The 23,959-nt window shown below is 51.8% G+C and carries 24 protein-coding genes, 2 tRNA genes and 2 pseudogenes; 14 read left to right on the forward strand and 14 right to left on the reverse strand.

Features of this window, described 5'->3' with window-relative positions; all coding sequences use genetic code 11:
- Nucleotides 1–89: 89 nt before the first annotated feature.
- The 3 genes and pseudogenes from IAI47_RS16590 to IAI47_RS16600 form a co-directional block, all read right to left on the reverse strand.
- Nucleotides 90–302 (reverse strand): annotated as a pseudogene (locus tag IAI47_RS16590) (DUF4942 domain-containing protein); the annotation flags it as partial.
- Nucleotides 301–417: pseudogene (locus tag IAI47_RS16595) on the reverse strand (Arm DNA-binding domain-containing protein); the annotation flags it as partial. The pseudogenes IAI47_RS16590 and IAI47_RS16595, both read right to left, overlap by 2 nt.
- Before the next feature lie 198 nt (nucleotides 418–615).
- Nucleotides 616–722: transfer RNA gene (locus tag IAI47_RS16600), tRNA-OTHER, on the reverse strand.
- 56 nt (nucleotides 723–778) lie between these two features.
- On the opposite strand from IAI47_RS16600, the gene IAI47_RS16605 reads away from it, so the two are divergent.
- On the forward strand, nucleotides 779–2,008 hold the full coding sequence (locus IAI47_RS16605; RefSeq protein WP_008925489.1) for a site-specific integrase: 1,230 nt from the start codon (nucleotides 779–781) through the stop codon (nucleotides 2,006–2,008).
- 58 nt (nucleotides 2,009–2,066) lie between these two features.
- On the opposite strand, the gene IAI47_RS16610 is transcribed toward IAI47_RS16605, so the two are convergent.
- From IAI47_RS16610 to IAI47_RS16625, 4 genes are all read right to left on the reverse strand, one after another.
- The gene (locus IAI47_RS16610; RefSeq protein ID WP_008925488.1) at nucleotides 2,067–2,228 is read right to left on the reverse strand and encodes a hypothetical protein; all 162 of its coding nucleotides are present in this window, start codon (nucleotides 2,226–2,228) and stop codon (nucleotides 2,067–2,069) included.
- Between the two features lie 3 nt (nucleotides 2,229–2,231).
- A complete protein-coding gene (locus IAI47_RS16615) occupies nucleotides 2,232–4,130 on the reverse strand; it encodes a hypothetical protein (protein ID WP_008925487.1) in 1,899 nt (632 codons plus the stop codon).
- A 331-nt stretch (nucleotides 4,131–4,461) separates the two neighbouring features.
- Entirely contained in the window at nucleotides 4,462–4,764 is a 303-nt protein-coding gene (locus tag IAI47_RS16620; protein ID WP_008925485.1) for a hypothetical protein, read from the reverse strand.
- Between the two features lie 23 nt (nucleotides 4,765–4,787).
- A protein-coding gene (locus tag IAI47_RS16625; protein WP_085980560.1) for an IS3 family transposase occupies nucleotides 4,788–5,908 on the reverse strand; the annotation gives its coding sequence in 2 pieces (ribosomal slippage) (nucleotides 4,788–5,650 and nucleotides 5,650–5,908; 1,122 coding nt in all).
- A gap of 71 nt (nucleotides 5,909–5,979) precedes the next feature.
- Between IAI47_RS16625 and IAI47_RS16630 the strand changes: the two genes are divergently transcribed.
- The 5 genes from IAI47_RS16630 (at nucleotide 5,980) to IAI47_RS16650 (ending at nucleotide 7,865) form a co-directional block, all read left to right on the forward strand.
- Complete coding sequence (locus tag IAI47_RS16630; protein WP_008925483.1) at nucleotides 5,980–6,300, forward strand: tyrosine-type recombinase/integrase; 321 nt, start codon at nucleotides 5,980–5,982, stop codon at nucleotides 6,298–6,300.
- A 144-nt stretch (nucleotides 6,301–6,444) separates the two neighbouring features.
- Complete coding sequence (locus tag IAI47_RS16635) at nucleotides 6,445–6,798, forward strand: hypothetical protein (protein ID WP_008925482.1); 354 nt, start codon at nucleotides 6,445–6,447, stop codon at nucleotides 6,796–6,798.
- Between the two features lie 20 nt (nucleotides 6,799–6,818).
- Nucleotides 6,819–7,145 carry a hypothetical protein gene (locus IAI47_RS16640; protein ID WP_008925481.1) on the forward strand — a complete coding sequence of 109 codons (327 nt, stop codon included), beginning with the start codon at nucleotides 6,819–6,821 and terminating at the stop codon, nucleotides 7,143–7,145.
- Between the two features lie 60 nt (nucleotides 7,146–7,205).
- On the forward strand, nucleotides 7,206–7,535 hold the full coding sequence (locus tag IAI47_RS16645) for a Rap1a/Tai family immunity protein (protein WP_008925480.1): 330 nt from the start codon (nucleotides 7,206–7,208) through the stop codon (nucleotides 7,533–7,535).
- A 123-nt stretch (nucleotides 7,536–7,658) separates the two neighbouring features.
- Nucleotides 7,659–7,865, forward strand: coding sequence for a hypothetical protein (locus IAI47_RS16650; protein ID WP_008925479.1), 207 nt, complete (start codon nucleotides 7,659–7,661; stop codon nucleotides 7,863–7,865).
- 471 nt (nucleotides 7,866–8,336) lie between these two features.
- Here the strand turns inward: IAI47_RS16650 and IAI47_RS16655 are convergent.
- The 3 genes from IAI47_RS16655 to IAI47_RS16665 form a co-directional block, all read right to left on the reverse strand.
- Nucleotides 8,337–8,421 (reverse strand) — tRNA-Leu (locus IAI47_RS16655).
- Between the two features lie 134 nt (nucleotides 8,422–8,555).
- Entirely contained in the window at nucleotides 8,556–9,587 is a 1,032-nt protein-coding gene (locus IAI47_RS16660) for a DUF1176 domain-containing protein (RefSeq protein ID WP_008925478.1), read from the reverse strand.
- Between the two features lie 109 nt (nucleotides 9,588–9,696).
- Nucleotides 9,697–10,158 (reverse strand): hypothetical protein, encoded by a 462-nt coding sequence (locus tag IAI47_RS16665; RefSeq protein WP_008925477.1) that lies wholly within the window; start codon nucleotides 10,156–10,158, stop codon nucleotides 9,697–9,699.
- Between the two features lie 442 nt (nucleotides 10,159–10,600).
- Between IAI47_RS16665 and IAI47_RS16675 the strand changes: the two genes are divergently transcribed.
- From IAI47_RS16675 to IAI47_RS16695, 5 genes are all read left to right on the forward strand, one after another.
- Nucleotides 10,601–11,242, forward strand: coding sequence for a hypothetical protein (locus tag IAI47_RS16675; RefSeq protein WP_008925475.1), 642 nt, complete (start codon nucleotides 10,601–10,603; stop codon nucleotides 11,240–11,242).
- Nucleotides 11,223–11,432 carry a hypothetical protein gene (locus IAI47_RS16680; RefSeq protein ID WP_008925474.1) on the forward strand — a complete coding sequence of 70 codons (210 nt, stop codon included), beginning with the start codon at nucleotides 11,223–11,225 and terminating at the stop codon, nucleotides 11,430–11,432. Before IAI47_RS16675 ends, IAI47_RS16680 begins: the two co-directional genes overlap by 20 nt.
- Nucleotides 11,433–11,979: 547 nt before the next feature.
- Nucleotides 11,980–12,489 carry a DUF2501 domain-containing protein gene (locus IAI47_RS16685; RefSeq protein ID WP_008925473.1) on the forward strand — a complete coding sequence of 170 codons (510 nt, stop codon included), beginning with the start codon at nucleotides 11,980–11,982 and terminating at the stop codon, nucleotides 12,487–12,489.
- A 130-nt stretch (nucleotides 12,490–12,619) separates the two neighbouring features.
- Nucleotides 12,620–13,255 carry a hypothetical protein gene (locus IAI47_RS16690; RefSeq protein ID WP_003850964.1) on the forward strand — a complete coding sequence of 212 codons (636 nt, stop codon included), beginning with the start codon at nucleotides 12,620–12,622 and terminating at the stop codon, nucleotides 13,253–13,255.
- Nucleotides 13,256–13,270: 15 nt separating this feature from the next.
- Nucleotides 13,271–13,939 (forward strand): MarC family NAAT transporter, encoded by a 669-nt coding sequence (locus tag IAI47_RS16695; RefSeq protein ID WP_003850965.1) that lies wholly within the window; start codon nucleotides 13,271–13,273, stop codon nucleotides 13,937–13,939.
- Between the two features lie 43 nt (nucleotides 13,940–13,982).
- Here the strand turns inward: IAI47_RS16695 and IAI47_RS16700 are convergent, their stop codons facing one another.
- The 3 genes from IAI47_RS16700 to IAI47_RS16710 are packed head-to-tail and all read right to left on the reverse strand — an operon-like array spanning nucleotide 13,983 to nucleotide 17,784.
- Nucleotides 13,983–15,245, reverse strand: coding sequence for a cytochrome c (locus IAI47_RS16700; protein ID WP_008925472.1), 1,263 nt, complete (start codon nucleotides 15,243–15,245; stop codon nucleotides 13,983–13,985).
- Nucleotides 15,246–15,249: 4 nt separating this feature from the next.
- Entirely contained in the window at nucleotides 15,250–17,019 is a 1,770-nt protein-coding gene (locus IAI47_RS16705) for a GMC family oxidoreductase (protein ID WP_008925471.1), read from the reverse strand.
- A 36-nt stretch (nucleotides 17,020–17,055) separates the two neighbouring features.
- Entirely contained in the window at nucleotides 17,056–17,784 is a 729-nt protein-coding gene (locus IAI47_RS16710) for a gluconate 2-dehydrogenase subunit 3 family protein (RefSeq protein WP_008925470.1), read from the reverse strand.
- 689 nt (nucleotides 17,785–18,473) lie between these two features.
- Between IAI47_RS16710 and IAI47_RS16715 the strand changes: the two genes are divergently transcribed.
- The 3 genes from IAI47_RS16715 (at nucleotide 18,474) to IAI47_RS16725 (ending at nucleotide 22,975) form a co-directional block, all read left to right on the forward strand.
- Complete coding sequence (locus tag IAI47_RS16715) at nucleotides 18,474–20,045, forward strand: ABC transporter substrate-binding protein (protein WP_008925469.1); 1,572 nt, start codon at nucleotides 18,474–18,476, stop codon at nucleotides 20,043–20,045.
- Nucleotides 20,046–20,165: 120 nt separating this feature from the next.
- Nucleotides 20,166–21,668 carry a helicase HerA-like C-terminal domain-containing protein gene (locus IAI47_RS16720; RefSeq protein ID WP_008925468.1) on the forward strand — a complete coding sequence of 501 codons (1,503 nt, stop codon included), beginning with the start codon at nucleotides 20,166–20,168 and terminating at the stop codon, nucleotides 21,666–21,668.
- Between the two features lie 26 nt (nucleotides 21,669–21,694).
- Nucleotides 21,695–22,975, forward strand: a complete 1,281-nt coding sequence (locus IAI47_RS16725; RefSeq protein ID WP_008925467.1) for a DUF445 domain-containing protein — start codon at nucleotides 21,695–21,697, stop codon at nucleotides 22,973–22,975.
- 9 nt (nucleotides 22,976–22,984) lie between these two features.
- Here IAI47_RS16725 and IAI47_RS16730 read toward each other — a convergent pair whose 3' ends face one another.
- The gene (locus IAI47_RS16730) at nucleotides 22,985–23,893 is read right to left on the reverse strand and encodes a LysR family transcriptional regulator (protein ID WP_008925466.1); all 909 of its coding nucleotides are present in this window, start codon (nucleotides 23,891–23,893) and stop codon (nucleotides 22,985–22,987) included.
- Nucleotides 23,894–23,959: the final 66 nt, after the last annotated feature.

Raw genomic sequence — 23,959 nt, forward strand, 5'->3', positions numbered from 1 at the left:
CAAAAAAATTAGTTAAAGGTGTTTCAATAAATTCAGTCAGTTACTCTACAAAATGCCCAATTCGATTTTCAACGGCTTTAAAATTACTGCTATTGCCTCAGCAGTGCCGGATAGTGCTTCGCGATGATGTCGTTCATACGCTCAATCAACTCCAAGCGTTTAAACGTTAGATGAGCCGTACCCTTCTGAAAGTAACGAATTCTGAAAAAATTATCTTCGTAAACGTCCTTAGCCGGATTATCACGAATATGCTCCATCAATCGGGTAGAGATATCACCCCGGTTGTCAGGGATGGGTTTACCTCGAGTATTTAGAACCGTTAGGGTGAACCAGCAAAACCATGCCTTCGCCGTCAGTCAGTTTATAGGCTTTTGCTTCCGGTTTCGCCGAACGAACCTTCACATCACTCAGAGCCATGATGAGTATCCTTTCAAGGGTTCTGTGTGGGTACAAACATTATCGAACCGGGATATACCCGCAGATGTACCCGCATCAGTAAGTTGATGTAGATTGAATCAGGTTGACTTAGGTTGAGTGAAAAAGCGAGGAAAGCCTTGCGGATACTGGATTTCAGGCACAAAAAAAGACGTCCGTTGACGTCTATTGATGTTCCGATGGTGCCGAAGGCCGGAATCGAACCGGCACGCCTCGCGGCGGTGGTCGCTTATCCAGCAAGCTGATCTAAGCTATTGAATCAACAGCTACAATTTTGCCACTTCGACAATCTACACAAGCAATTCTACCGTGTAAAAGCACCTGCAAAATAACTGGGGTTTATATGCAGGTCAAGAAAGATCGTTATCTCGTCTTAGATTTATGCGGAAACTACTATGTAAGGATCACCATCCCTGCATATATGCGTCATCTGTTTGAACAGAAGCGCTATTTCGTAAAGAGCACAGGAACAAGTGACATAAGGCAAGCAAGGCTATTCAGAGACGCTATAGCCGTTGAATGGGCACGTTTACGGGAACAGGTTAAACCTAAAGAAGCCAGCAAGATTGAAAAGGCTATTGAAGAGCTAAAATCAGCCAGTATAAGTGCATTTGAAATGCCGATGCAGCAATTCAGTAGTGTGCAAACTGGCGGTGTCCCTACCCTACTTATGATGCGTGACATCTACATTTTGAAATTCAGTGAGAAGAGAAAGCTCACTACCCTATCGAAAACCAATAAAGCGGTTGAAGTGCTGTTATTGCACCTCAAAAAACGTGATGTGAAGTTGAAGGATGTGAACAGAACAACAGTAACAGCCTGGATAGATAGCCTTAAGGAAGATAAGGCCGCACAGACAATACAAAACTACATTAGCTCCCTTGCTCAGATTTGGGATCTGGCTAGGAACCGGTATCACGATGCACCACAGGATAACCCCTGGCGTGGTCACGCTTTGGAGGCAAAAAGCAGTAAGGTGAGTTATCAACCGTTCACAGTGTCAGAGTTAGCAAAAGTATTTGCTGCATTGGAAGGTGACGAAGAGATGCAAGCAGTTACATTAATTGGGATGTATAGCGGGATGCGACTCAATGAGATCTGTTCACTGAAATCAGAAAGTATCAAGACAATCGAGGGTGTATTGTGTTTTGAAATCAAGGAGGGGAAAACGAAATCAGCAGCAAGGATTGTCCCTGTGCATAGTCAATTAAAGGGGTTGGTTATTAGGCTGCAACAAAAGCCTTATGACGGCTTCCTTTTCTACCGTGCATCAATCACAGACCGTGCAGACGGCAAGCGCTCTACGTGGCACACACAACGATTTACCAGGGCTAAGCGTAAGGCTTTGGGAGAAAATGGAAATGAATATAAAGTTTTCCATTCGTTAAGGGGAATGTTTATAAGCCAGTTGGATAGAGAAAAAATACCTGAAGACCGTATCGCTTTGCTTGCAGGACACGAGCGCGGCAATACGGAAAGTTTTAAAACATATTCGAAAAACTCCGCTTCGCCTGCTGAGTTATCAGAATATATTGAGAAAGTCGCTTTCGAAATAAAATCAGGCGATAACTGATAGATTTATCGGCGCGAGAGCATAAGAAGAACGTTCTGCGCCTTAGCCTTAGCCTTATTCATAGAAATACTGCTGCTAACACCTTGAAGATATCCCCTATTGAAAGCTGTTGGCTTGCTGGCAATGTGGATTCATACCAGACAAAAAGCACAGCGATAATGCACCAGGCAAAAGCCAGCTTACTCTCTGGCTCTTCTTCTTTCTTGTTACGTTGAAACATCGATCACCATCCAGCATATGAAGATTGTAGAGCCTGCGTCTGGCGCTGCTGTCCTGCTTCAAAGATTGCAGTAACGTTAGTGTTAATAACTCGGCTAAACTCACTATCATTAACGCCTGTTTCACTCCTAACGATAATGTCAGGAATGTTAACAATAACAGGCGGTGCAGACTGATAACCTACAGGCTGTGACATAGCCCCTTTAGGACTAAATGCGCTGATCATCTGTTGAGCGCTGCTATCAAGCTGGTTAGGCTTTTCACCCAGGACAGGGGCGAACATATTCGATGTGTTCTGTGCTGCTTCCTGAGATCTACCGCTAAAGCCTTTGATCCAGTTCCAGAGTGCATCTCCTGACGCATTAGCGTTAGCCATTGCAGCCGGATCAGCGCCAGCAATACCAGTATTAGGGTTAACAGGTGCAGGCTTGAAGCTGAGAGCGTTAGACACATCCTTGCGCTGTTCTGGCGTCACTTCGTTGCGATGGAAGAGATTAGACAGGCTTTCTTTTGTCTCTCGAATACTCTTAACCAGGCTTCCCAATTGAGTGATGAAATCGCCCACTTGTTGCCCCATCCACTTAGCAGCGGGAAGCAGATCGTGTAATGCTTCTTTCAACTGGTCACTACTGCCTACAGCATCCAATACACCGTTGCTAAACTCGTTGCTAAGCCCTTGTGAAGCCTGATCGAGTACAGCGCTAAACCGCGTAGCCTTCTCTGTGTTGTTGGCTGTCTCGTCTGTGAGGTTGGCCCCTGCATACGTCATCTGTTTAATAACGTCTACAAGCCCCTGTCCGTTGTTCTTAAGCGCTGGCAACAGGTATGTAAGCTGATCACCTAAACTTTCGATCAGGTTGGCTGTCTGTGCATCTGATAGCCCTTTCTGCTGTCCTGCATTCACTGTAGCTTGAATAAAATCAAGCGGGTTTTGCTGAAAGCTTTTGATCGTGTCTTTATCCCAGCCAAATTGGTTGGCAATATCGCCCACGGCCCCGCCGCCGCTCCATTCCCCTTGTTTATTCAGTGTGGCATTGTTTACGAAGTCACCGATCTTTTCCCTGGTATCTTTAATCTGATCGCCTGATTTCTCGTTGTTGGCGTCAAGGAAGCCAGCGGCTTTCTGTGCCTGAGTCATCGCTAGCAGACTGTTGGCATTGATCCCAAGAGATTTAGCAGTGTTGATTACTTCGCGGTTTGCTTCTGTCGTGTCGCGCACTGTATCGATTGCTTTGCTTAAGCCCAGCCCCACAGCACCCACACCCAAAGCACCTACGCCAGCAGCGCCCAAACCGCCTAACAAGCCCTCTGAAAGGCTCCCTTTCTTCACGAAGTCTCTAGCGGCTCCACCTGCGACACCTCCGGCAAATCCGTGACCGCCTCCAGCACCGCCAGCACCAGCGCCGCCGCCTTCCGCTTTACGTCTCTGTGCAGCAGCACGGCGCAAGAGTGTGATCTGTTCCCTGATCTCTAAGTTGGTACGTGCAACGCTCTGGCGTCCGTGTTCCAGTTCCCGAGCCTGTCGGTGAATCTCACGACTCACTTTGTTCTCTTCGTCTGCTGTGCGTCCTACAATGCCGTTAAGCTGTAGAAGCGCTGAGCGGCGTTTTAAGTCGGCTTGTTCTGCACGTCTTGCCCCTGCAAGGGCTTCCCTGTCTGCGGCCTTCTGTGCGCGTTCTGCGGCTTTCTGGTCGCTAAGTTGCTTACGTGCATTCTGTGCCTTCACTCGGGCTAGCTCACGCTCTGCTTTCTTCTGACTGTCATTAAACTTTTTAGCAGGTGCCTGGCGCACTTTGACAGATTCAGAATATTTCTTTAGTTGCTCAATAGATTTCTTTGCATCATTAAAAGACTTTCTATCAACTTTAAAATCTACAACGTTCGTTAGCTTTTGAACATTCATCCTAACGATTCCCCTTTAATATTTAAATGTAGTTTACATAATCGCTTTGATTATTTGCTTTGGTTGTCTACAGCTTTCTTTAGCGCTGCATCCAGTGATAATCCGTCTCTGTGAATGTAAGATTTAACTGTGCTGTATTTCACATCAAGTAGCTTACACATCCAGCTAACATTAATAGCGCTTTCGTGTTTGTTTAAATCAACTTCAATATGTGTTCCGGCACTCTTTAGGATCATTTGCATTATTAATTCACTCTCTCTTTATAAATAACAAAAGGGACGAAGCCTTTAAGCCCCGCCCCTTATGGCTTAGACCCTAAGATCTAAAGATGTTAGATTTCGCCTGTAACGCCACCATAAACGATTGCTTGCGGCTGCTGGACAACAGGCAGGATGCTAACCTCTGTATGCACACCAGGGAAGCCCCAGCGCTGATCATAGGTGAGATAGCTACCGATTCCGTTATCATCTAATACGTGGCTTTCCATATGGCGTACAGCCTTCCCTACGTGCAGATCAAACAGCGATGCACCAATCAGGCGAGGAACAGCAACAAAGCCGTCTTTGTCTGCCAGGTATTTTTCATACTGAGGCAAGCCGCCGATATCCAAGAACACAACACCATTCAATGACATGCCCCCAGTATTAGATACAAGGCTCAGTTAGTAATGTCGGATCCTTCACTCTCAGAATTACCCTTTCTCCAGCCCGCCGCAAATTCAGACGGCGTCTGATAATTGAGCGCGGAGTGCGGGCGGCACTCATTATAATCCTGACGCCATTCACTGATGGTTTTCCTGGCATGACTGACGTCGCTGAACCAGTGCTCATTCAGGCATTCATCGCGAAAGCGTCCGTTAAAACTCTCAATAAATCCGTTCTGTGTCGGCTTGCCGGGCTGGATAAGTCGCAGCTCCACTCTATGCTCAAAGGCCCACTGATCGAGCGCGCGGCAGGTAAACTCCGGGCCCTGATCGGTTCTTATCGTCGCAGGATATCCACGAAACAGCGCAATGCTGTCCAGAATACGCGTGACCTGCACGCCTGAAATCCCGAAGGCAACAGTGACCGTCAGGCATTCCTTTGTGAAGTCATCGACGCAGGTAAGGCACTTGATCCTGCGACCAGTAGCCAGCGCATCCATGACGAAATCCATCGACCAGGTCATGTTGGGCGCCGCCGGGCGGAGCAGTGGCAGACGCTCTGTTGCCAGCCCTTTACGACGACGTCTGCGTTTAACGCCCAGCCCGTTCAGATGATAAAGGCGGTACACGCGCTTGTGATTAACCAGAAGCCCTTCACGGCGCAGCAACTGCCATATGCGGCGGTAGCCAAAACGCCTGCGCTCCAGTGCCAGTTCAGTAATGCGCCCTGATAAATGGGCATCAGCCGCCGGACGCTGAGCGTCATAGCGGCAGGTCGACAGGGACAAACCTGTGAGTCTGCAGGCACGACGTTGCGACAGACCGGTCGCATCACACATCAACACCACGACTTCGCGCTTCTGGTCTGTCGTCAGTACTTTCGCCCAAGAGCCACCTGAAGCGCCTCCTTATCCAGCATGGCCTCGGCGAGCAGCTTCTTGAGTCTGGCGTTCTCTTCCTCAAGTGACTTCAGGCGCTTAACCTCAGGCACCTCCATGCCGCCATACTTCTTACGCCAGGTATAAAACGTGGCGTCGGAAATGGCGTGCTTACGGCAGAGTTCCCGGGCAGAAACGCCGGCTTCAGCCTCGCGGAGAATACTGATGATCTGTTCGTCGGAAAAACGCTTCTTCATGGGGATGTCCTCATGTGGCTTATGAAGACATTACTAACATCGCGGTGTATTAATCAACGGGGAGCAGGTCAATGGTGGCTAATCGTCGTGCGGCCTACCCCAAAGATACTTTTATCTTTGCGGGCAAGGGCAACCGCTGCAAAAAGGATACGCCAGTAAGCCGCGTATACGTATCAACGTCGATCAAGAAGGCGGCAACAAAGCTAGGCATTGATGGAACAATCAGCGCTCATAGCTTCCGCAAGTATGGCGCTACACAGGTGTTAGATAAGACAAAAGACTTAGCACAGGTTAGCGATCTTCTGAATCACACCAATTTCCAGAGTACCAAAGCCTATCTAAAGCTGAGCGCTAAAAGTGCTGGCATTGCAGTGTCACACATTGAAATCTAAGCAATTTACATAAGCTGGACTGCAAGAATGCTAAAAATCTTCGGGGATGCTTCTCAGTTAGGAATGAGTGTGAAACTTGATTACTCGTTGTTTTGCTTGTGAAATTAAATCAGAATATAAGCTTAAAAATCAAAAGGGTGTTAAATGAACGTTAAGATTATTGCGTCTTTGGCGGTGCTAAGTTCTATATTATTATCCGGTTGTGCTCATCGTGCGCCCGTGAACCCTAAAGCGGCTCCAGCTCCAGTTACCCCACGTATAACAGGCGTAGAAGTGTGTAAGTTCGCTATCTATGCAGGTAAAGACTTCTATCAAGGGAAAGACGTTACCTTAATCACTTATAACACTGGCGATCAGTGGGTGAAATTTAACAACGGTTCTAATAAACTAGTGATCGATAGCCCGTATGTAAAAGGCACAACCAATAAAATGTACATAATCAAAGACTACACAACTGACGGTAAGCTGATCATTGGCAGCGCTTACGAATGTAAGTAATTGCAGAAAAGGAAATTTAAGTGATTAAACGTTTAATGCTAGGAAGTGCTATTGCTCTGTTTTTTGCTACTGGTCCTGCCTCTGCCATTGAGATTAAAAGCGTCATCAAAGGTGCAGATTCCTATGTTTATAAGAAAGACGGTGATTTCTATAGCGATATCTTCTCGGGCTATGTGATGGGTATAGGAGAAGCCACACAAATCAAGCTATGTGTCCCGCCTGACACTAGCAATGGAGAAATCCTGTCTAAGGTTGCTTACTCAATTCTCCGGCACAAAGAACTATACAATGGTACAAGTAAGACTCTTGTAGAATTTGCTTTAGTTGATTCTTTCCCTTGCTCCTAGTGCTCTCTGTTCTATTTTGAAATGACCAGATTTAGAATAAAAATTTTAGAGAAAATGGAAATGATTAAACGTTTATTAGCTGTAGCTGTATTGGCTTCGTTGGTGAGCGCTCCGGCGCTGGCGATCAATTCGCGCACTTTATATGACTTTGCTAATGGATATCAGGGAGCAAATGGCAGAAATTTCAGTACAGCGTATTTCTTGGGTTATGTAGCATCGGTTACAGATGCTATGAGGAGTAAGCTGTGTATTCCTGACGAAGAAACTTATGTAGATACAGCTGACAAGGTTAAAAAATTTTTGATTGCGCACCCGGAATATAGCACTCAAGATGCCTATGTTCCTATCTGGAGCGCCTTGCAGGATTATTACGCCTGCCCCCGTACTTAATTAACCACCACTTAATGCTTTTATTGAAATCATTAAAACAATGTTATCAGTACATTTAGAGGGCTGGCATAGTGCTGGCCTTTCTTGTATCCTTCCCTCTAAACATCTTTGGAGGGTAAGCCAATGACACAGAAGAAAGAGTACTATCACCCGCTCACGGCAGACGAATTAGCAAAGGCTAAGCTGTTCAAGATCAGCGCTGAGATTGATTTAGAGCTATACAGGACGTTTAAAGCGGAGTGTGGCGCTAGGGGCTTAAAGATGAAGGAAGAAATAGCCAAGGCTATCGCCAATCACCTTAAGCTTTTAAAAAAGGCTAACAAGGAATAGTAAAATAAAAGCTATTTTTTAGACAATAGCAGCCATAAAGCCCCGTTGGTGGTAATAGCAACAAGCGGAGCGAAGCGACTTCATCAATTGTCCAGAATGATCACACCTTATCAGGATAACCGTGTACCGTTAGGAGCGTGGCTGAGACGCTGGCAGAGCCGGATCTGTAGCTACCGGGGCATATACCACCATAGACCTGTTTACGCAGCCATAAGGCCGCACATCGGGCTTAAATGCGTGTGATCAATCGTGTCTTGGTATAAGGTTTAGAGATGCTGGCACATCTTCCGGCTTCAAAGGAAACAGCAGTACAAGGTTGAGCCTGGAAACTACTTGCCACAGCGTGATAACATACCAAAGCCATTAACAAACGCAGTGGCTTTTATACGGGAAAGAGTTTAGACAATTTCTAGGAGCAAGAAAGATAGAGTAAACATCCTATCTGCTTGATTTAACTAAGAAAAGTGTAAATGGTGCCGAAGGCCGGAATCGAACCGGCACGCCTCGCGGCGGTTGATTTTGAATCAACTGCGTCTACCGATTTCGCCACTTCGGCACTGAAGGGTATGCGGAAAACGTTGAGGATTATACCGTTACCCCCTGTTTCCGCAACCCTTATCCGCAGGCGATGGTGCAACTGCTGAAAAAAACGTCTTTTGGCTCGCAGGTTCTACTCACATAACAAACCATCTAACCCGAAACAGGCTTCACATCCGTTACGAATGTCGGCAGATCCCAGGTGCCGCCCGCATGGATATAACGACACATGCCGGTCCCGCCGTCATAGCTTTTGCGGAATGCCTGGCCGTCCCAGACCCAGCTTTCCTGACTCATGCAGTCCCCGATGCCCCGGCCTTTCTGCACACTGGTGATCTCGCCTTTGTCGTAATCCGACCCCGAAACGGTCACCAGCACCGGCTGACCTTTAAGCTGGTTATCAATCACCCAGTAGCCATAGCCTTCGTTATACGCAGCTCGCCAGCAGAGTGCCGAAAGTAACGCGTGGCTGTCATCCAGTGGCGTAAGCGTGGGTCCGTCGGTTTCCGGGTCGATGTTCTCTGCCGATGTAAACAGGCTGTCGCACGTGTCATCGTCATTACGATTAACCGTCGGAAGCAGTCGGGTTTTCAGCGCAGCGATTTCTGGATCGGTCAACAAACGGGGTTCACCGCTAAGGGTCTTTGCCGCCTGTATTACGGGTGCGGGCACAGCCTTAGCCACGCTGCTTTCCGGTTTATTGCCCTTTTTGGTGAGCGCGCCTGGCGTGCCGATACGGCCCTGCACGTCGTCCGCTTTTAGCAGCACGGCATAAGCGCCTTCATTGGAAAGCATGAAAGGTTTGGAACCGCCTTTAAATTCCACTTTACCGCTGCCTTTCACTGCCTTAATTACCGCAGAGGTCTGGCTGGCCGACATTTGCCAGTTGTCATCAGCAGCCAGAAGATCGCCCGCTGGTTTACCGTCGATCCAGAGCGTCAGCTTTTCCGCCGGTTCGCTGTCATCTTCGGTGTCGCCCAGCGTCACTTCTCCTGTTGGCTCGATTCCAGGACCCGCATCACGGGTGAGCAGGATGGAGCCGGAGGGATCCTCTTCTTTGCCATAACCGGCAATGCGGCAGGTCAACGTGTTATCACAGGCAACTTCCCAGTCTTTGTGCTCAAGGGTTCTTGCGCTCTGCGCGGCCTGAGCCGAGAGGGATAGCATCGCCAGCATGAAAAGCATCGGTTTACAGTTCACTTTATTCCCTTATGTTTTATTTCTGATATCAGTGCTGATATCGCTCTCACCACGGGTCAAAACAGGCGCAGAAGTGCCACACCTCCCTGCCGTTTTACAGTCGCGTCAGGGTCATTTCCTGCACCTCAGCCGCTGGATTGGCCTCTTTCACGGCGGCAAGAAAACCAACAAACTCCCGATTAAAAAGGGTGTAGTTGTTCAGGACTCTGAACTCCCTTTCGGTGCTATAAGACCCGGTGACGTAACGAACAAGCCATACCCGGCGATTACTGACTTCAGTTCCGCTGACTTTTATCCTGATAATATTCTTCAGCGGAACTTTGCAAAGCGTTTCGCCTTCGCGCTGCTGATACAGGAAGTCGCAGTCATAGTAATAATCTTCCGTGTTCATGCCCAACTTTTTCAATATCGGGGTGTTAGCCGATATCTTTTTCATCATTCCTGGAGAAGGAGGGAGCCCTTTTTTAAGGGGCAAAGGCTTGAAGCAATACCAGATGAGCAAAATGAAGAAAGCTAATGACAGAAGTGAGAAAATAAAATAAACAAACTGATGCATTTAAATGACCCGACCTGTTCGGATAGCTCCTGATTATATCGAAGAAGATATGACGCCGTTATCAGTTTTTACCGCCCACCAACGCAAAGATTCAACCTGTCGGTTGGCTCCTTCTTGCATCTTGCATTATCAGCATCGGGCATCAAATCTGCCCGTCATCGCCTGTTGTCAGGTCCGTCGCCTCAATGCGTATGGTCATGATGCAGTTTATTTTCGACCTTATCCTTCACTTCGCTGGCTTTATCCTTCACCTTCTCAGTCAGGCTCTCTTTGTGGTCACGGTTATGCACGCCGGTTATCCGTAGAAACTTTACAGAAAGTTTTTACATAAAATCTTTAATAATTGTCATTTTGGCGCGGCCCTGACCGTCAAAAGATTGCCATGACAGTTACAATATTTTAATGTTTACGCATCAAAGGACACGGCTTCCGGGGAAAAGCAATGGACGCAAAAATGCTCGCCAGTTCAGTCTTATCGGGCGTGGTTTCAGTACCAATGGATTTTTATCTGGGACTGGAGCGAACCTTTCAGGATTTAAACCTTTCTGACGGTGGCAAACGCATTCAGTCACGCAATATGCATGACGACGTCCGCGTTGGCCGGGCTGTCTACCAGGCTTTCAGGGACAGAAATAAGATAGCGAAAATCGTTAATATCATCATTGATGATTCGCTGCAGTACCTTCCCGAACCCGCACTGCGTAAGGTTTATGACAAGCTTATAGGCAATGCAACGTCAATGACAAGCCGGACGGCTACACAACTAACATTGTCTTCTTACCTGGGATCAAAGGTCATCAGTGGTGTTATGCTGTCATTCATTTCCCGCGTGGCACTCCGAGGCCTGACCGGTGGCCTGACTGGTGGCGTTATCGCTCAGGGCGTCATTTCCCGCGCCTGTGAAGCCTCCAGGCGACTTCAAATGCAAAATCCTGAACTGTGGCGGAAACTGCGGGTCAACGACTACGACATGCTCTATTTCTTGTTTGAAGAACCCCTGCAGAACTTCATCAGAATGGGTGAAATGCTTCGTAAAAACCCCTCGGCCTCCAGAGAATTTATTAATGCTATCGAAAATTATTAGACTTCTTCGTAAGCTCATCGCCGAATTGTCCGGCGGCCTGGTATTAATGGCTATGGTCGTGGGCATATTTTTGGCTGCCACGCTGAACGAAGGTGCCATGCGCATCATTGCTCCGCTGCTTGTTCTTGTCGCGGGACTGGTTGTTTATGGCCTGACTCATCTGATTGCTGAAAAGCCAGACCGCCATTAACCTGCACTGACTTAAGCCCGGAAAACCAGCTTAAGTCGTCGTGAGTTCAGACCAGATACTTTACGCCCCCTGCCCTGCCTCTTGCGGAACAGGATTGATAAAACGTGAATAGGGTGATGTTCGCCAGACAGGATAAAGAAATTTTTAGCCGCACTTTACTTTTGGAATTTAATTTCACTAATGCGACTTTTATTTACACCGTAATAAAAACACAATACAACCCGGTATAAAAATATAATTTCACATATAAATACCAACAAACTTTAAGCATCGACTGCTGGAACTTTCAAATAAGAGATATGATAAATTAATTCAACTAACACGACTCCTGACAAACCCCAAAAGAATATCAATTAATTTCTCAGCAGTACCGCGATTATTACCCAACAATAAAACCTCATCACGAAACAATAATATCCTCACTCATCCAGATACCCCCCGCTCAATTACAGAACATTCTCAAAGCGCTATTTAAACCAAAATTTCAGGAACTTTCTGCTCGTCAGCCTCTCTTAGCAAAACTAAATAAGAAGATACTGAGGTTAAGATGAAGCAGGCACAACGCAGTGCATGGGTTTTGGGCATGGCGGCACTTCTGGTCGCGGGCAGTGCAACAGCGGCAAGCTGGCAGGATCAGCTGAGCAGTGCAGCGTCGCAGCTCAGCCAGCAGAACAACGGTAGCACCACCAGCACCACGCAGCAGAATGGTGGTCTGTCGCTCTCTTCTATTACCAGCATGCTGGGCGGCGGCGACAAAGCGGTCAGCGCCAACAGCATGACCAACGCGGCTGGTGTGATGCAGTATTGCGTCGAACACAACGTGGTGAAAAACAATGTGCAGTCGGTGAAAGATCAGGTGCTGAGCAAGCTCGGTCTTAACACCACCACCGCGCAGGAACAGAAAACCGATTACACCCAGGGCGTGGCAGGCCTGCTGAATACCGGAAATGGCCAGCAGCTGAATCTGCAAAGCCTGAGCAACTCACCCATGGGTGAGAAGCTCAAAACCAAAGCCTGCGACGTGGTACTGAAGCAGGGTAAAAACTTTATCTCCTGATCCCCCTATTCATCTCTCCCCTCGCAGCACTGAGGGGAGCATTAAACCCCGCCATGCTGTGATGCCTGACATTCCCATAACCTGGGGTTGAGCGCTATAGTGTTGTTTTGGTTTCTACAGGACAGCACGCATGAAAGGCATCAACATCGCACTTTACTTCGACCCCGATCAGATTCAGGCCTGCGTTCACGAACAGGATGACAGCTATCTCAGCAAAAAATTCGAGTATGACGATGGCGTGATAGAAGAGATCTACCAGTGGCTGGAGCAGTATGAACCCAAACGCACGCACATCTGCCTGATTGAGAACGAAACGGCCGAACTGCTGGCCGATGAGCTGGTCGACAGTGGATTCCGCGTCCATCAGGTCACCATGCATCAGCTGCTGAGCTGGTTCGCCACCGAACCACCGTCCACGCCAGACGGCACGCCTATGCGCGCCATGCTGCGCTTCCTGGAAGATGAACATCCGCGTGAATATGAGTCCCGCACGCCGCAGACTGAAGCACTGATGGAGATGTTCGACGAGCTCGATGCGCTGGAGATGGTCGATGACGCCGACGACGAAGACACGCTGCCAGGCGATCTGCTGCGCGCCATGAAGAAGCACAAAATCACCGCCAGTGCTGCGGCTCAGCGTCTGTTGCCGGACGTCAACGAGCGTATCCGCGAACATCTGATGCAGTATCCCGAACTGATGACGCCAGAAATCCTGCAGGACTTCTTCCCGGAGCTGCTTGAGGCGCTGGAGCGCCCGAAACACTAATCAGGGAGTGCAGACATGCTGGAGCTGATTAAAGCCGTTAGTCTGGGGCTTGTCGTGATCCTGCCGCTCGCCAATCCACTCACCACCGTGGCGCTGTTTTTGGGGCTGGCGGGTGATATGAATTACCAGCAGCGGAACCGGCAGGCGCGCCAGGCGTCAATTTATGTTTTTGCCATCATGGTGGTGGCGTGGTACGCAGGCAGCGCGGTGCTGCATACCTTTGGCATCTCGATACCGGGTCTGCGTATGGCCGGTGGGCTGATCGTTGCCTTTATCGGTTTTCGGATGCTGTTTCCGGCCAAGCCTGCGGGCCATTCGGTTGAAGCAAAGCAGAAACTGGATGAGCTGGATGAAGCCAAAGAGCCGGTGAATATCGCCTTTGTGCCACTGGCGATGCCTAGCACCGCGGGACCCGGGACCATTGCGATGATCATCTCGTCCGCCTCGACGGTCAGAAGTGGCGTTGATTTTCCCGCCTGGGTGATTAGCGTGGCGCCGGTGCTGACCTTCCTGCTGGTGAGCCTGATCCTCTGGATCTCTCTGCGCAGTTCGGGAGCCATCATGAAGCTGGTGGGCAAAAGCGGCATTGAGGCGATCTCGCGCCTGATGGGATTTTTGCTGGTCTGCATGGGCGTGCAGTTCATCATTAACGGCGTGCTGGAAGTGGTGCGCACCTTTCACTGATCCGGAATGTCCCCTCTCCTGACGGGCAGAGGGGACTGCCTGATTACTTCAGCGTTTTACGTACCTCTGCAACCTGATCTTTACTCACCGCTGGCGCGGTGTTGCTCCAGCCCTGGCGAATAAAAGTCGCGAGCTGCGCGACTTCATCATCGCTCAGACGCTGGGCAAAGCCCGGCATCGCCAGCGTAGACGGTGCTTTCGCCGTAGAAGGCTGCTGCGCACCGGCCAGAATGGTATGGATCAGACCGGTTGGATCCTTCGCATTCACGATGGTTGCCCCATCCAGCTCCGGGAAGATCGCGGGTGCGCCTTTGCCGGTCACGAAGTGACAGGCACCGCAGTTATCCAGATAGAGACGCTCCCCTTCGCTGAGGTTCTTCGCCGCCGTGAGCTTCGCTTCCGTTGCCTGCTGCGCCTGCACGCTGAACGCCTGCAATGGCGGATTGCCGCCCAGGAACTTCAGGTAGGCCGCGATGGCTTTCAGATCGGCATCGGTCATGTGTGAGCTGCTGTGCTCAACCACCGAGGTCATCTCACCGCCCACTGCCGCTTTATCGTTACGGCCGGTCTGGAGGTAATCCACGATCTCCTGCTCGCTCCAGTGCGGCACACCGCGCAGTGACGGCACATCCCAGTTGTTCAGGCTGCCGCCTGCCAGGAATTTATCATCACCACTGTCCAGCGCTTTCTCGTTCATGCCCAGACCGCGCGGCGTATGGCAACTGCCGCAGTGGCCCAGACTCTCCACGATATAGGCACCGCGATTAACCTCGGCTGATGCGCCACCAATCGGCTGGAACGGCTTATCTGACGCGAACGCCCAGTTCCAGAAGCGCATGCCCCAGCGCTGGCTGAACGGGAAGCTCAGATCGGTTTCCGGCGGCTGTTCTGCGCTCGGCTGCACGCCTTTCATGAAGTAGACGTAAAGCGCGTGGATATCGGCATCACTGATTTTGGCGTAATCAGGGTATGGCATCGCCGGATAGAGATGCGATCCATCCGGTAACACTCCCTTGCGCACCGCGTCAGAGAACTGCTGCTCGCTGTAGTTGCCGATACCGTGCTGCTTATCGGGCGTGATGTTGGTGGAGAAGATGGTGCCAAGGTTCGACTCAATCGCCAGTCCACCCGAATAGGCAGGCTTGCCGGGCAGTGAGTGGCACGCCATGCAGTCGCCCAGCCGGGAGAGATATTCGCCCTGCTTAATCAGTTGCGCTTCATCTTCGGCGTGAGCCGGCAGCGCAAATCCGCTGGCCAGCAGCACCGCGTTGGCAAAAATAAAAGACTTCAGTTTCAGCTTATTCATGCGCTTATGCCTGTACCAGTGGGCCGGGATTTTTCAGGTAGTGATCTTTGATCGCCTGCGCCGCCATCAGGGTAATTGCACCGATGGTATCGGTCGGGTTCGCCTGGAAGTTCTGCGGGAAGGCATTACCGCCCGGCACAAAGACGTTATGCACATCCCAGCTCTGCAGATACTTGTTGAGTGCAGAAGTTTTCGGGTTATCGCCCATCACTGCGCCGCCCACGTTGTGGGTAGAGACATATTTAGTGAGATCGAAATCCGCGCCCATCGGCAGGAAGCTCATACTCATGCTGTCCGGGTTCAGCTCTTTGGCGATGTTGCCGACGATGCCTTTCAGATGCTGCTGCAGCTTCAGCTCGTTCTCTTTCCAGTTAAACGTCATGCGCAGCAGTGGCAGCCCACGGTGATCGTTGTAGTTGGGATCGAGATCCAGATAGATATCGCGGTAAGACTGGCAGGTGGTGGTGATGCTGATCTTCATCGAATGACCGTACCACTCTTCCAGACCTTCCTTGTAACCCATGCCCCAGGATGGCGTGCCTTTTGGCAGCGCAGTACTGATCGGCGTACCGGTCGCCTGTGAGCTGTGGATCTTCGCACCGCCCAGGAAACCGAGCGAAGGACCGTCGAAGTTGCCTGGCGAGATATCGTTAAACATCTGGCCGGTCGCGCCCGCCGTGGCGTACGGATTGAAGTTTTTATCTTTGAAGAACAGCGTCGCGCCGCCGTTCGACAGGAACGCGTAGTTACGCCCTACCACGCCCTCTTCGGTAATCGGGTTGTAAGGCTTGCCGATGCCGGAGAGCAGCATCAGACGCACGTTGTAGAGCTGGAAGCTGCTCAGCACCACAATTTTCGCGGGCTGGAAGCACTCGTTGCCCTGCGCATCGATGTAGATCACGCCTTTCGCGGTTTTCTTATCATCGTTCAGCACCACCTTGATCACTTCTGCGTTGACTTCATACGAGAAGTTCGGCATGCGCTTCAGCGAATCCATGACTGCGGTCTGCGGCGATGCTTTGGAATAGTTCAGGCAGGGATATTTACTGCAGTAGCCGCAGTAGTTGCACGGGGCGATCTGGTTGCCGTACGGGTTTTTCCACGCACGCGACACACAGGCTGACGGGTTCGGGAACGGATGGTAACCGAGTTTGGTCGCCACCTCTTTGAACATTACGTTGTTTAACGTGTCATCCAGTGCAGGCAGCGGATAAGGCTCAGAGCGCGGGCCTTCAAACGGATCGCCTCCTTCCATGATTTTGCCGCGCAGGTTGCCGGTGTTGCCCGACTGGCCGCAAATCAGTTCGAATTTGTAGTAATAAGGTTCGATCTCTTCCCAGCTGAACGGGAAGTCCATTACCCGCATATCATCCTGCAGAATGCCCGGCTTATACGCCTCGTCGACATAGGTCTTCAGTTTGATATCGGTTGGCGTCGGACGGATCAGTACCGCTGTCCAGTGCAGGCCAGAACCACCTACGCCGGTGCCCGGTGCAAACGCGCCCCATTTACGGGTGGGCAATGCGGTCTGGCTGCTGTTGTAGCGTACGGTGACCGCCACTTCGGCGGGCGTTGCAAACACTTTGTTGCGCACTGCATAGGCGTATTCATCCGCCGGTTTTGGATAGGCGAACTCGTCGTAATCACGATCGCCGCCACGCTCCAGCGCGCGCACGTCCAGACCGGCCAGCGCCAGCTCGATGCTCATCAGCGAGCCTGCCCAGCCGAGGCCGCAGACCACGACGTCGACTTCTTTTTTAGTAACCTGTGCCATGATAATCCTGTTTCAAATACCTGATGTGGAAGCGCGTTATGCGCGTTCACCTTTGATGCTGACCGGGCCCAGCGGATAAGGCACGTTGTGCTGTTTCACCCATTCGGTGAAGCTGGCACGGGCGCCCGGGAATCCGATGGCGATCCAGGCTTTCATGCCTTTATTACCGCCGTACATCGGGTCGGCCAGGTAGCCATGCTTGGTATCTGAAAGCAGCTGGCTGAAGAAATGGGAAGGTTTAAGATCGGCTTCGCCCAGCGCGGCAAAATCGATCTCGTTTTTGTTGACCTGGGTCAGCACCGCATCTTTCTCTTCCAGCGTCAGTGCATGAAACGCTTTCTGATGTGTGTTCTGCGACCACTGATTAATCAGCCGGATACCGGTCTGATACATCTGCTGTGGGCGGAACGGAATCTGATAACCCATGGTGGCCGGCGCCTGGGTATTAAAAGGCCCCTGCAGGTAGATTTCGCTGCCAAACGCCTCGCTGTGCAGCTGCTGATCGATAAAGATTGGCACGTTGGTTTCCAGCGCGCCCGGCGCTTTGCCTTTGCCGCCCGCCGGAATCAGGCGGTCGGTAGCAGCCAGAATGAATTGCCACTCATCGGCGCTGAAAAAGATCGGTTTGTAATCGGTTAACTCGGGTGCAGCCATCTCTGCAGCCTGTGCCGCAGTCATGCCTTTCAGGACCAGCTCACTTAATGGCAACGCCAGCAGTGAACCGAGCAAAAATTTACGCCTGGTGGTGGGTTTTTCTAAAAGCATATCCGCACGACTCTCATCTGCTAAATACCCGTTTAATTTGTTATGTCGCTGAAAGGCTGAATAGAGTCAGGAAACTCCACGCAGAGATAAATGCAAACAGCACTGACGACGGCAAAACAGACAAGGGCGGGTAAAATTATGGTTCGGTGACTAACGGAACTTATCGGTTAATAACCTGGCAATATTAGGGATATAAATATTTCTGAATGTAAAAATTGAATTAAAAAGATGTCGAAGTGAAAGTTTATCATGGTGTTGCAGAAGGGTTATCGAGAGGTAAAAGATTTACATCGCTGAAATCGGGGATAAAACCGCATAAACATCGGGTATTTGGCTGATTCGACGCAGAATGGAGGGCGTTATTTTCACTCTGTCATCATCACGTCTGCTAACCGATAAAAAAAAATCATACTTCCATACAAGAAAAGCGTTTCTTATCGCTAACACTATAGTGGCTTTATCAGCCGCACAATCAGACAGTGCGCAATTTGTGATCGTATGAGTAAAAGCGTATTAATTTTGTGCATTTTAAAGTAACGACGAAATAATTACTGACAGACACTATCTTATTTTGTCTCTTTGCCCAAATCGCTGCGCAAATATTTGTGCAAAGCTCATAACAAACCGGCATTTTGAGATTATCAGGCGCCCGATAGAGTAGAGCAATCAACGGCTCAGGATAATGCTCAATGCGCAAAACACTCTTGTCACTGGTTACTGCTCTGGCACTGGTTCACCCGGCACATGCCGCCACGCCTGCTGACACTCTGGTGGTCGCTGTGCCACTCGATGGCATCATCAGTTTCGATCCGGCGGAAAGTTTTGAAACCGTCAGTAATAGCAGCCTGCGCAATATCTACCAGACGCTGCTGGAGCCGGATCACCAGAACCCGCAGAAGCTCTCGCCACTGGCTGCCACACGCTGGCAGGCCGGGAAAACGCCCCACAGCCTGGTGTTTGACCTCAACCCGCAGGCTCATTTCGCCAGCGGTCATCCGCTCACTGCGCAGGATGTTGTTTTCTCCTTAACCCGCGCCGTCAGACTCAATAAAGCGCCCTCTTTTATCCTGGGCGAGTTTGGCTGGACGCCGGAAAATATCGATCAGCAATTCACGGCGATCAATGACCACCAGTTTGAGCTGCGCTGGCCCGCGGAGATCGGCAGCGATCTGGCGCTGCGCCTGCTTACCGCGCCGGTCGCCTCCATCGTCGACAGTAAACTGGCGCAGGAACACGCCAGCAGCAACGATTACGGCAATGCCTGGCTGAAGAACCACTCCGCTGGCAGTACGGCTTATGCCATAAAACAGTTTGTGCCGCTGCAGGCGCTGGTGCTGGAGGCCAACCCCCACAGCACGCAGAAGCCGCATCTGAAGCGCGTATTACTGAAAGGTGTGGCCGATCCCGGATCCCGGCGTCTGCTGATCCAGCAGGGTGATGTGGATGTCGCCTGTCAGCTCGGCCCGGATCAAATTGCCGCACTGAAAAATACTGCCAATGTGCGGGTCGATGCTTTTCCGTCCAGCCTGATCTATTACCTTGGCTTTAATACCCAAAGTCCGCAGCAACCGGCGCTGGGAAATCCGGCGCTGTGGCAGGCGGCACGCTGGCTGGTTGACTATGACAGCCTGGCAAACCAGCTGTTGAAAGGTCAGTACCGCATCCATCAAAGCTTCCTGCCGGACGGCTTTGACGGTGCGCTGAACAGCACGCCGTTCCATTACGATCTGAAAAAGGCGCAGGCAATATTGCAAAAAGGCGGCATTAAACCCGGCACGCATATCGCGCTCACGGTAGTGAACCAGCCGCCCTATATTGATGTAGCGCAGGCACTGCAGGCGAGTTTTGCCAAAGCGGATGTGAATCTCGATATCCAGCCGGTGGCGGAATCAGAGCTGTGGAGCAAAATGCGCAGCCGCGACTTTCAGGCAATCTTCACCTACTGGGGCGCGGACTATATCGACCCTAACACGAATGCCAGCACCTTTGCCTCTAACGTGCCAGGCGGCGGCAAAACCCTGGCGTGGCGCGTCGGCTGGTCCATTCCGGAACTCAGCGCCCAGACCCGCGCTGCCGCCGGAGAGAGCGAAATCGTGAAACGTCGCAACCTCTACACCAGGCTGCAAACCCGCATTCAGCAGGATTCGCCGTTTGTTGTGCTGCTACAGGGTGCCGTCCAGGTGGCGGTGCGCAGCAACCTTAATCACCTGCAGCAGGGCATCGGTGTCAGTCTGCTGAATTTTGAAGAGGTGCAGAAGTAAGTCCTGGTTTGAGGCCGTTGCTTCACGCAGCCGCGGCCTTTTTTGGTGAATAGTTCTCCTCCTGTGCCGCTCTGGCTTGCTATCCTTCAGGCATAACCTTCAGCCTGAGAGTGGAAAATCATGACTTCCCCGCTACTGATTGCCCGTACGCCAGATGTCGAACTTCATCTGTTACCGCAAATGGCCAACCGCCATGGCCTGATCACCGGCGCGACCGGTACCGGTAAAACCGTCACGCTGCAGAAGCTGGCCGAATCGTTCTCTGCCAGTGGCGTACCGGTCTTTATGGCCGACGTCAAAGGCGACCTGACCGGCGTGGCAATGGCGGGACAGTCCAGCGAAAAGCTGCAGGAAAGGCTGGCGAAAATCGGCGTCACCGACTGGCAGCCGCAAAGCAGTCCGGTGGTGTTATGGGATATCTTCGGCGAGAAAGGTCATCCGGTGCGTGCCACTGTCTCCGACCTTGGGCCGCTGCTGCTGGCGCGTCTGCTGAACCTCAATGAAGTACAAAGCGGCGTGCTGCAGATTATTTTCCGCATCGCCGATGACCAGGGTTTGCTGCTGCTGGACTTCAAAGATCTGCGCGCCATGACTCAGTACATTGGTGACAACGCCAAAAGTTTCCAGACGCATTACGGCAACATCAACAGCGCCTCGGTCGGCGCGATCCAGCGTGGATTACTGACGCTGGAGCAACAGGGCGCGGAACACTTCTTTGGTGAACCGATGCTGGATATCGCCGACTGGATGCGCGTCGACAGCAATGGCAAAGGGGTGATCAACATCCTTTCCGCCGAGAAGCTTTATCAAATGCCGAAACTCTATGCCACCAGCCTGCTGTGGCTGCTGTCGGAGCTTTATGAGCATCTGCCGGAAGCGGGCGATCTCGATCAGCCAAAGCTGGTGTTCTTCTTTGATGAGGCGCATCTGCTGTTTACCGACGCACCCGTGGTGCTGCTGGAGAAAATCGAACAGGTGATGCGGCTCATCCGCTCCAAAGGCGTCGGCGTCTGGTTTGTCACCCAGAACCCAGGAGATATTCCCGATCGGGTGCTGGGGCAGCTCGGCAACCGCGTGCAGCATGCCCTGCGTGCTTTCACCCCTAAAGATCAGAAAGCAGTAAAAACCGCCGCCGATACACTGCGTGCAAACCCGTCATTTAACAGTGTTGAGGCGATTCAGGCACTGGGCACCGGCGAAGCGCTGATCTCCTTCCTGGATGCAAAAGGCAGCCCGTCGGTCGTGGAACGCGCCATGGTGATTGCGCCCGGCTCGCGCATGGGTCCGGTTACCGGCGATGAACGCAACGGCTTAATCAACCATTCGCCGCTGTATGGCAAATATGACACTGAAATCGATCGCGAATCGGCGTTTGAAAAGCTGCAAAAAGGCGTCCAGGCCGCCAGCGATGAAGCCGGTGCGCCACCCGCCAAAGGCGACGAGGTTGCGGCAGACGATGGCATTATCGGTGGTCTGAAAGAGATCCTGTTTGGCCGAACCGGGCCGCGCGGCGGTAAGCACGACGGTGTGGTGCAAACCATGGCGAAAAGCGCCACCCGCCAGATCACCAGTCAGATCATTCGTGGGGTACTCGGCAGCCTGCTGGGTGGCCGTCGCCGATGAACCCGGCTCTCTGCTAAGATCAGGTTATGGATAAACAATACGAACTGAAACGGACGAAACGTCTGGCACTGTTGCTGTTACTGCTCGCCGCAGCCACTTTTATCGTCACCCTTTTTCTGCCCCCTGGCTTTTGGGTCAGCGGCGTCAAAGCGATTGCGGAGGCCGCAATGGTCGGCGCACTGGCGGACTGGTTTGCGGTGGTGGCGCTGTTCCGGCGCGTGCCAGTGCCCTTTATCTCACGCCATACCGCCATCATCCCGCGCAACAAAGATCGTATCGGCGAAAACCTCGGGCGCTTTGTGCAGGAGAAGTTTCTTGATACTGATTCACTGCTGAATCTCATTCGCCGTCACGATCCTTCAAACCTGCTGGCGCAGTGGCTGAATGCGCCGGGCAACGCGGACCGCATTGGCCGCCATCTGCTGCAGGTGATGCGTGGCTTCCTCGATCTGACCGATGACGCGCGGATCCAGACCTTTATGCGCCGCGCCGTGCATCGTGCGATTGACAAGGTCGACCTCAGCCAGACCAGCGCCATGGTGCTGGAGAGCCTGACCAAAAATAACCGTCATCAGGCGCTGCTGGACGCGGCCATCGAACAGCTGCTGAAATTGCTGCATAAACCCGCGACCCGCGAGTTTATTGCCATGCAGCTGGTGCGCTGGCTGAAACGCGAGCATCCGATCAAAGCCAAAATGTTGCCGACCGAATGGCTGGGCGAACACAGCGCCGAGCTGGTGGCAAACGCGGTCGACTCGCTGCTGGATGATGTGGCACTGGATCAGGGCCATGATCTGCGTCTCGGCTTCAATCGGGCGGTAGACAAGCTGATCGTTAAATTGCAGAACGATCCGGAAATGGCCCAGCGCGCCGAAGAGATCAAAGGCTGGCTGAAAGAGGATGCCTCATTCAACCGCTACATCGGCGAACTGTGGAATGACATGCGCAACTGGCTCAAAGCCGATCTCAGCAGTGAGGATTCGCGGGTGCAGGAGAAAGTACGCGGTGCCGCGCTGTGGCTGGGTGAAACCCTGGCAGCCGACCCGGCGCTGCGCGACTCCATGAATCAGCATCTGGAGCAGGCGGCGCGCAGCGTGGCGCCGGAGTTTGCCAGCTTCCTGACGCGTCACATCAGCGACACGGTGAAAAGCTGGGATGCGCGCGACATGTCGCAGCAGATCGAACTCAATATCGGCAAAGACCTGCAGTTTATCCGCATCAACGGCACGCTGGTTGGCGGCACCATCGGGCTGATTCTCTATCTGCTGTCGCAGCTACCCCAGTTAATCCCGCTGCTGAGCCGCTAACCGCCTGGGTTAGCCGGATGCAGGTGGATAGAGGCCAAACCCGGTGATGATGGCCTTAACAAAGCTGCGGATTTTCACCGTCTGGCGACGGCCCGCTGGGATTAGCACATGCATGGGACGTGCTGGCCCGGCATAATCGGGTAGCACCTGGACCAGTCGTCCCTGCCTGATCTCCTCAGACAGAATGCTGGCGGGTCCCAGGGTAATGCCGTAGCCCTCCAGCGCTGCGTGCAGGAGCGCTTTCCAGTCATTCGATCGCATTCTTCCCTGCGGATGCACTTCTTCGACTTTCCCGGCCTGAGTAAACACCCAGCGGCAGGGTTTTGAAGGCGACCAGATGCCATAAACGAGACAGGCGTGGTTCTCCAGATCTGCTGGCGTGGCAGGAAAACCGTGCCGTGCCAGATAGGCGGGTGACGCACAGGCTATCAGCTCATAGGGCTTTAAAGGATGGGCGATAATCGAACTATCGGGCAGTGCACCAATCCGGATCACCACCTCATATCCCTCTTCAAACGGATCAACCAGCCGATCGCTGAGTTCAAGATCAACCTGCGTATCAGGAAACCGATCAAGATAGCGGGTCACAAACGGTGCCAGGCTAAAAGAACCAAAGGTGACCGGCGCGCTGACCTTTAGCGTACCAGACGGGCGCTGCTGCATATCCAGCGCAATTGCATCCGCTTCCTGCACTTCAGCCAGCACGATTTTGCAGCGTTCATAATAGTTGCGGCCCACATCCGTCAGACTTTGTCGTCGGGTGGTTCGATGCAGAAGAAGTGTGCCAAGGTGCTTCTCCAGCGTGGCGATATGCTTCGCCACCATTTGCGGTGAGATGAGCAATTTCCCGGCAGCGGCGGCAAACGAACCTGATTCTGCGACGGTAACAAACACGTTCATGCTGGTGAGCCGATCCATGATTCCCTCCTGTTGGTTGTTTATATTGCGTCCGTTTGTCGATTTATTCACCTCCTGTTTTTAATT

The sequence above is a fragment of the Pantoea sp. MT58 genome (genome assembly GCF_014495885.1).
GTDB lineage: Bacteria > Pseudomonadota > Gammaproteobacteria > Enterobacterales > Enterobacteriaceae > Pantoea > Pantoea eucalypti.